The following is a 2,054-nucleotide window of genomic DNA, read 5'->3' as shown; positions in this document are numbered from 1 at the left end:
CTAGCGCATCCAGAGCCTCTCACGACCAGAATCGGGGAGAGACCCATGTCACGGCAGACGGCAATGCCAGGGAGCGGATACCGACACAATCGACAACCGCGGCCGCAGCAACAGATGGATCTGTTCGGGAGCGGCCTGCCGAACGGCGCCATCGGCGCGCCAGCATGGCCGGAGTTGCCGGCGGAAGCCCGGGCGGCCCTCACAAGCCTGATGACGCAGTTGATCCTCGACCATGCTGCGATGACAGCGACGCCGCCCGCGAAGGGGGTCGATCATGATCTCTGACAAGGTCAGGCCTCATCATCTGGAGCGTAAGGCGATTCTTTACGTGCGCCAATCCTCAGCACATCAGGTGTTGCACAATCGCGAGAGCAACGCATTGCAATACGCCATGCGGGACCGGCTGACGGCACTCGGGTGGTCAGAGATCGTAGTGATCGATGATGATCTCGGTCGTTCAGCCGCCGGCGGCGTGCAACGCGCCGGTTTCGAGCGAATGGTAGCAGAGGTTTGCCTCGGTAAGGTTGGTGCGGTTTGCGCCCGCGAGGTCTCGCGCTTCGCCCGCAACAGCCGGGATTGGCAGCAACTCATCGAGATGTGCCGCGTGGTCGATACCGTTCTGGTCGATCAGGAGACTATCTATGCGCCAAGGCACGGCAACGACCGCCTGCTGCTCGGGCTCAAGGGCAGCCTCAACGAGTACGAACTGGATTTGTTGCGCCAACGCTCGCTCTCGGCCCGCTATGAGAAGGCGCGCCGGGGCGAGTTGGTTGTGGCGGCGCCCGTCGGCTTCGTGAAGGCCGGCGACCGTTATGAGAAAGATCCGGATCGGCGTGTCCAGGAAGCGATCGAGCTGGTGTTCGACAAGGTCGAGGAACTTGGCAGCGCGCGACAGGCGCTCTGCTGGCTCCACGAGTACAATCTCGATCTACCAGTGAAGCAGTCCAACGGCGACACAGCCTGGCGGCGACCGAGTTACTCCGCCATCCACCGGATCATTGAGAACCCGGTCTACGGCGGCGCCTATGCCTATGGTAAGACGGCTGTGGCGGCGGGATACAGCGCCGCAGGCGTGAGCGTGAAGATCCGCCGCAAGACGCGGAGCGAATGGCTGGCGCTGAAGCCCAACACCCACGATGGGTATGTGAGCTGGGAGAGGTTCGAGGCGATCCGCACCATGGTCAGCAGCAACGTTCCCACCGGTCGGCATCACGGCGCACCCAAGCATGGTGACGCGCTGCTGGCCGGTCTGATCCGGTGCAAGCGCTGCGGCCGCAAGCTCACACTCCGGTACTCCGGCATGAAGCACCATATCCCACGCTACAGCCGCAGCCGCGCCTGGATGGACAATGGCGGTCCTCACTGCATCGCCTTCGGTGGATTGCGTGTCGATGACGCAATCGAGGAAGCACTGCTTGGCATCGTCGGTCCGGGCGCTATCGCCGCTGCAACCGCTGCCGCCGAAGGAGCCAGGGAACAGCGGGATCAGGTGCGCGATGCGCTCAGTCGCGATCTGGAAGCGGCGCGCTATGCCGCCGACCGGGCTTTCCGGCAATACGATGCCGCTGACCCCGCGAACCGGTTGGTGGCGAGTGAGCTGGAAGCGCGCTGGAACAGGGCACTCGCTCACGCGGCGGAGGTCGAGGGCAAGATCGCCATGCATGATGCGGCGACGCCCGCACCCATTGCTGATCCAGCTTCGCTCGGCGTGCTGGCCTCGAACCTCAAAACGGTCTGGGATGCGCCGACGACGGATGCTCGTCTCAAGAAGCGCATTGTACGCACCCTCGTCCATGAGGTCGTGGCCGATATAGACGACGCGGCGTCCGAGATCGTTCTCATCGTCCACTGGGTGGGTGGCGCTCACAGCGAGTTGCGCTTGCCCAAGCGCCGGCGCGGACAGCGCAACAGCACTTCCGCCGATATTATCCAAGCCGTGCGTCAACTGGTGCTGATCGCCAGCGACGATCTGATTGCCGGCCTCCTCAACCGAAACGGCCTCAAGACGGGCAACGGCAATCGCTGGACCCGCGAGCGCGTCACATCAATGCGCT

General features: G+C 63.7%; 2 protein-coding genes. Both read left to right on the top strand.

The features are described 5' to 3' along the window. Window positions 1–114 precede the first annotated feature (114 nt). Window positions 115–285 carry a hypothetical protein gene (locus tag ABIB00_RS38905; RefSeq protein WP_187436520.1) on the top strand — a complete coding sequence of 57 codons (171 nt, stop codon included), beginning with the start codon at window positions 115–117 and terminating at the stop codon, window positions 283–285. Then, window positions 275–2,054, top strand: a 1,780-nt coding sequence (locus ABIB00_RS38900) for a recombinase family protein (RefSeq protein ID WP_354107999.1), incomplete at its 3' end; no start/stop codon positions are given. The genes ABIB00_RS38905 and ABIB00_RS38900, both read left to right, overlap by 11 nt.

It is taken from the genome of Bradyrhizobium sp. LB14.3, assembly GCF_040547985.1.
Taxonomy (GTDB): Bacteria; Pseudomonadota; Alphaproteobacteria; order Rhizobiales; family Xanthobacteraceae; genus Bradyrhizobium.
The sequence above is the reverse complement of the archived record's forward strand: the minus strand, read 5'-3'. Positions and strand labels throughout refer to the sequence as shown.